The 5,962-nt window shown below is 62.7% G+C and carries 5 protein-coding genes; all 5 read right to left on the reverse strand.

Annotation, left to right across the window (positions count from 1 at the left end):
- Nucleotides 1–90: 90 nt before the first annotated feature.
- A complete protein-coding gene (locus HT737_RS13760) occupies nt 91–645 on the reverse strand; it encodes a phosphonate degradation HD-domain oxygenase (protein ID WP_047297172.1) in 555 nt (184 codons plus the stop codon).
- Nucleotides 645–1,778, reverse strand: a complete 1,134-nt coding sequence (locus tag HT737_RS13765; RefSeq protein ID WP_182402898.1) for a TIGR03364 family FAD-dependent oxidoreductase — start codon at nt 1,776–1,778, stop codon at nt 645–647. The genes HT737_RS13760 and HT737_RS13765 overlap by 1 nt, the downstream gene beginning before the upstream one ends.
- A 143-nt stretch (nt 1,779–1,921) precedes the next feature.
- Nucleotides 1,922–2,947, reverse strand: coding sequence for a putative 2-aminoethylphosphonate ABC transporter substrate-binding protein (locus tag HT737_RS13770; protein ID WP_041063660.1), 1,026 nt, complete (start codon nt 2,945–2,947; stop codon nt 1,922–1,924).
- A 35-nt stretch (nt 2,948–2,982) separates the two neighbouring features.
- A complete protein-coding gene (locus HT737_RS13775; RefSeq protein WP_182402900.1) occupies nt 2,983–4,707 on the reverse strand; it encodes a putative 2-aminoethylphosphonate ABC transporter permease subunit in 1,725 nt (574 codons plus the stop codon).
- Nucleotides 4,707–5,783, reverse strand: a complete 1,077-nt coding sequence (locus HT737_RS13780; protein ID WP_182402902.1) for a putative 2-aminoethylphosphonate ABC transporter ATP-binding protein — start codon at nt 5,781–5,783, stop codon at nt 4,707–4,709. Before HT737_RS13780 ends, HT737_RS13775 begins: the two co-directional genes overlap by 1 nt.
- Nucleotides 5,784–5,962 lie beyond the last annotated feature (179 nt).

The raw sequence follows: 5,962 nt of genomic DNA on the forward strand, positions 1-5,962 counted from the left end.
CAGGGTTCTCGGTGAAAACCCATTTTGTGATCAACCAAGATACCTGTGGGAGCTGGCTTGCCAGCGATGGCAGCCACTCGGTTCCAAGACCTAAGAAGACAAAAGACGCACCGCTTTCCCCTTCAACACCTGAAGGTCAATCACCGGTACATCCATCTCCTTGGCCTGCTCATCCCACTGGCGCATGCGCAAACTCACGGCACACAACGGATCACGCTCAAACGCATCCGCCTCCTCCTCGCTCATCACCCCGCCCTGGTACTCCAGGGTCCGGCGACTCGCTTCACTCAAGCGCTCGAAATACCCAGGCTCGCGCAAGGTCAGGTAACGCTTGGCCTCAACGTGATATTCCACCAGCCGCGCCATACGCTCACTGAAACCCGCCTCACGCAAATAATCCGCACCCAGGCGCTCATGGCTGACCACGCCATACCCGCCCATGTTCTCGGCGCCCTCGGCACACAAATGGCCGATGTCATGGAAGAACGCCGCCAGCACCACTTCATCATCAAACCCTTCAGCCATCGCCAACTGCGCGGCCTGAGACATGTGCTCGATCTGCGACACTGGCTCGCCGATGTAATCGCTGGTGCCGAAGCGCTCGTACAACCCGAATACCCGAGCGACGATTTGTGGGTGATCCATCAGATTTCCTCCAGCCACTGCGCGACGTTGCGCTCGGCCAATGCCGGGCCGACGCTCATGCCCACGCCGGTGTGCATCAGCGCCACACTCAGCCCCGGTGCCGGGCGCAGCAACGAAAACGGCCCCGGCCCACGCGCACCGTAGACGCCCTGCCAGCGCTCGAGCACTTGCACCTTGCAGCCCAGCGTCTGTTCGGCCAGCTCGAGCATCCAGTTGTCCACTTGCTCGGCATTGAACGGCGACGGATCGCTGCCGTAATGGTGGGAGTCGCCGATGATCAGCTCGCCATACGGCGTCGGGCTGATCAGCAGGTGAATGCCGTTGTCGTGCAGGTGCGGTTGTTCGCGCAGGATCTGCGCCTGCACCGCCGCCGCTTGCGGCAGGTCAGCGAAAGCGCCGTAGTGCACGCAGCTCAGACCGGTGAGCAAGGCGTGTTGCAGATTCAGCTCGACCTGCGGTTTGGCACGGAGCATTTGCAGGCGGCAGATCTGCGGATCGAGCGCGGCGATCGGCTCGGCCAGCAGGGTCTGATAATCGTGGCCGGAGCAGACAATGACCTGCTTCGCCGTGAAGCTACCGGCGGTGCTGTACAGGTGCCCGGGTTCCACGTCGCGCACCAGCGTCGAGAAGTGAAACTCGACGCCGAGGTCGCGGCGCAGGTAGTCGATCAACGCCGGAATCGCTTCCCGCGAGTACAGCTGTTGATCGTCCATGCCGTGCAGCGCCGCCCGGTGGTGGCTGAACTGACCGTGGTACAGATCACGCAGGGCAGCGCCACGCAGCAAGGCCACGTTGTAACCGTGCTCCACGGCGCGGCCGTTGCAGAAAGCTTCGAGCAAGTGCTCTTCGGCTTCGCTGCGGGCGAACAGGTACGAGCCGTGGCGCTTGAGCTGCAGACCGGCGAGTTGCGCCCAGTCGCCCCAGATCTCGCGGCTGGCCTTGGCCAGTTCGAGCATCGGCCCCGGTGGCTGCCCGGTGACCAGCGCCTGACCGAAGTTGCGCACCGAGGCGCCGAGGGGTGTGGCGGTGCGTTCGAAAACGCTGACCTTGAGGCCGCGTTTGGCGGCGGCGTAGGCGTGGGACAGGCCGAGGATGCCGGCGCCGACGATGAGCAGGTCTTGGTGTTGGGTCATTTAGAGGTGCTCTGAATGAGAGACCGTCATCGCTGGCAAGCCAGCTCCCACAGGTATCGAGGTGTTCACAAAATTCGTGTTCAGCGCAAAACCCTGTGGGAGCTGGCTTGCCAGCGATGAGGCCCTGTCAGTCGATAAAAATCTTACTTGGCAGCGACTTTCTCGGACTTGCCGTCATAGCGCTTGCGCCATTCGGTCAGGATCTCGTCGCGATTCTTCGAAGCCCAGGCGAAGTCGTTCTTGATCAGGCGCTGCTCGTAGTCGGCCGGCAGTTCGGTCTGCGGCTTGGCGATGCCCGGCTGCGCAAGAACCGCGAAGTTCTCCTTGTACAGATCCATCGCCTCGGCGCTGGCGGAGAAGTCCGCGAGTTTTTTCGCCGCGTCTTCATGCGGCGTGCCTTTGATCACCGCAGTCGCTTCGATCTCCCAGCCCAGGCCTTCCTTCGGCAGGATGATGTCCAGCGGCGCGCCTTGGCGTTTCAGCTGTACCGCCGGGTATTCGAAGGAAATGCCGATCGGAAATTCGCCCGCAGCGGCCAGTTTGCAAGGCTTGGAACCGGAGTGAACGTACTGGCCGATGTTCTGGTGCAAACCGTCCATGTAGGCCCAGCCCTGCTTCTCGCCAAAGGTTTGCAGCCAGGCGCTGACGTCGAGGAAACCGGTGCCGGACGACGCCGGGTTCGGCATGACGATCTTGCCCTTGTACTCAGGCTTGGTCAGGTCTTGCCAGCTCACCGGTTTGCTCAGGCCCTGCTTTTCGGCTTCGACGGTGTTGAAGCAGATGGTCGCGGCCCACACGTCCATGCCGACCCAGGCGGGCGGGTTGGCGGCGTCGCGGTAGTTCGCGCCGATCTTGCCCAGATCCTTCGGCGCATAGCTTTGCAGCATGCCTTGCTGGTCAAGGATCGCCAGGCTCGACGCGGCCAGGCCCCACACCGCGTCGGCCTGCGGACGGGCCTTCTCGGCCAGCAGTTTGGCGGTGATGATTCCGGTGGAATCACGCACCCACTTGATTTCGACGTCCGGGTTGGCCTTCTCGAACGCAGCCTTGTAAGCGGTCAGTTGCTCGGCTTCGAGGGCGGTGTACACCGTCAACTCGGTTTTTGCCGCGAAGGCATTCAGGCTGAAAGTAGCGAGCACAGCAGCGGCCAGGGCCATAGGCTTGAACATGATCGTTTTCCTGTCTTGAGTTGAGGTTGGGAAAATCAGTGACCGGGCGCGGTTTGCCGCCAGGCCTGGGAACGGCGCAGCAAGCCGCGCGAAGCCCACGCCAGCAGCAAGGACACGCCTGCCGAGGTGAACAGAATCAGGGTCGACATCGCTGCCGCGCCGCCGACATTGCCGGCGTCATCCATGTTCAGCACCGCCACCGCCGCGAGGATGGTGTCGGGGCTGTAGAGGAAGATCGCCGCCGACACCGTGGTCATCGCCGAGACAAACAGGTAGCGCACGATGTCCAGCAGCGCCGGCAAACAGATCGGCACGGTGACGCGCAGGTAGTGGCGGTACAGCGGGGCCTTGAGCGACAGCGCAGCGGCTTCGAATTCCGCGTCGAGCTGGCGCAGTGCGGTGGTCGCGGTCATTTGTGCGGTGGTCAAATAGTGAGCAATGGTGCAGACAATCAGCAGGGTCATCGTGCCGTACAGCACGTGCAGCGGGTTGCCGCTGAGGTTGAAGAAGAAGACATAACCCAGACCGAGTACCAGCCCCGGCACGGCCATCGGGATGAAACTGAGCATGCGCAGCGCCAAATTGAGGCCGCGCTGGCTGCGGGTTTTCTCCATCAGGTAAGCGCCGGTGAAGATCAGCACGCTGCCAATCAGCGCCGTGCCCAGCGCCATCTTCAGACTGTTGCCGTAGGCCAGCCAGCCGCCGCCAGCGGTTTCGTTGAACTGGTAGTGATTGAGCGACAGCGACAGGTTGTAAGGCCAGAACTTCACCAGCGACGAAAACACCGCCATGCCGAACACCAGCAGCAACGCCGCGCTGATCAACACAACAATCGCCAGATAGCAGGCATCACGCATTTTCGACGGCGCTGGTTTGAATACTTGCGCACGGCCACTCATGGAATCGCCGTGACGCCGACGCAGCCAGGCATCGACGCCGAAGCTGAACAGCGCCGGCAGCAACAGCACCATGCCGATCAACGCGCCGCGGCCGAATTGCTGCTGGCCGACCACGGCTTTGTAGGCCTCCAGTGCCAGCACTTGATAGTCGCCACCGACCACCACCGGCACGCCGAAATCGGTGATGGTCAGGGTGAACACCAGACAGAACGCGGCAAATACCGCTTGCCGGGTCGCCGGCCAGGTGATGCTGCGAAAGGCTTTCGCCGGACTGGCACCCATGCTCGACGCCGCATCAAACAGCCGTGCATCGGCCAGCGACAGCGCCGACAGCAGAATCATCAACGCATGGGGAAAGGTGTAGATCACCTCGCCCAACACAATCCCCCAGAACCCGTAGATGTTGTCCGAGAGCAGTCCACGCAGCATGCCTTGGTTGCCGAACAGATAAACCAGCGCGATCCCCGGCAGCATCGACGGCGCCATCAATGGCAGCAGGGAAATCCCGCGCCAGAGGCCCTTGACCGGCATCAGCGTGCGCTGCAGAGCGTAGGCAAACAGGTAGGCCAGCGGGACGACGATGGCCGCGACGCTGAGGGAAACCTTCAGGCTATTGCCGAGCAGCCAGTGGAAATTCTCGCTGCTCACCAGTTCCTTCGCAGCGAGCCAGCCACCGCCCTGCCCGGCCTCGCTGCTGAAGCCGCGCCAGAAGATCGCCAGCAACGGCAGCAACACCGCGACACCAAGCAGCAACAACAGCACGAGTTTGCCGCCGAGGACGAAGATCCGGTCACCGACCTCGGCCCCGGACACTCGCCGCGCCTGCTTGTGCGGTAGCGGCAGTGCAATGTTCGCGCTCATCAGGCAAACACCTGCAGGCTGCGCGGTGGCAAGGCGACCATGATCTGCTGGGCGCCGAGGCGCGGCATGGCTTCCGGCGCCAGTTCGGCGAGCAGCGAATGGCCCGGCAACTGATCGAGTTCGAAGCTCATGCGGCAGCGGTTGCCGAGGAACGTGATCTCGCGAACCTTGGCCGGGAACAGGTTTTCTTCGTGCACCAACGGATTGACGCTGATCGCTTCCGGGCGGCAGAACAACCGGCCCGAAGCGCCGCTCACGCTGCCATCCGCCAGACGCACATCCATCCCGCCAACCCGGGCGTGACTGGCGCTGCTGCGCTGGAACGGCAGCCAGTTGCCCTGCCCGACAAACTCGGCCACGAATGGCGTGGCCGGGTGGTTGTAGATGTCCTGCGGAGTGGCGTACTGCTCGACCCGACCGTTGTGCATCACGGCGATGCGGTCGGCCATCAGCATGGCTTCGTCCTGATTATGGGTGACCATCAGGGTGGTGATGCCGAGGTTGCGCTGCAGCTGGCGCAGTTCGGTGCACAGATGCTCGCGCACCCGGGCGTCCAGCGCCGACATCGGCTCATCGAGCAATAACAGCGACGGTGCCGGGGCCAGGGCACGAGCCAGGGCGACACGTTGTTGCTGGCCGCCGGACAACTGGCCTGGGTACTTTTTCTCACTGCCGGTGAGACCGACCAGTTCCAGCATCTGCCCGACGCGACGGCGTACTTCGTCACGACCACTGCCGGCGAGGCCGTAGGCAATGTTCGCTTCGACAGTCAGATTGGGGAACAGCGCGTAGGACTGGAACAGGATCCCGTAATCCCGGGCTTGCGGCGCGAGCTGCGAAACATCGCGGTCACCGAGGTACAACTCGCCGCTGTCCTGCTTCTCCAGCCCGGCGATGCAGCGCAGCAGCGTGGTCTTGCCGCAGCCTGACGGGCCGAGCAGGCACACCAGCTCACCGGCGGCGACATCGAGGGAGACGTTATCCAGTGCGGTGAAGGCGCCGAAGCGCTTCTGCACGCCGCGCACTTTCATCGGCGCACCGGGGTTGGTCAGGGCAGTTGCGATGGCAGGATTCATGGACAGACCTCATCAAGCAGATGGGGCCAATCCTAGAGTTGTAATGCGTCCGTCATGTGGCAGTAGGGCAAAAACGGCTGATAGTGGTATTCGGGGATTTTGGTTGAAGGTCAAAAGATCGCAGCCTTCGGCAGCTCCTACATTGGAATGCCTCTGTAGGAGCTGCCGAAAGGCTGCGA

Origin of the sequence: Pseudomonas sp. MD195_PC81_125, assembly GCF_014060985.1 — a bacterium.
In the GTDB taxonomy this organism is placed as follows: domain Bacteria; phylum Pseudomonadota; class Gammaproteobacteria; order Pseudomonadales; family Pseudomonadaceae; genus Aquipseudomonas; species Aquipseudomonas parakoreensis.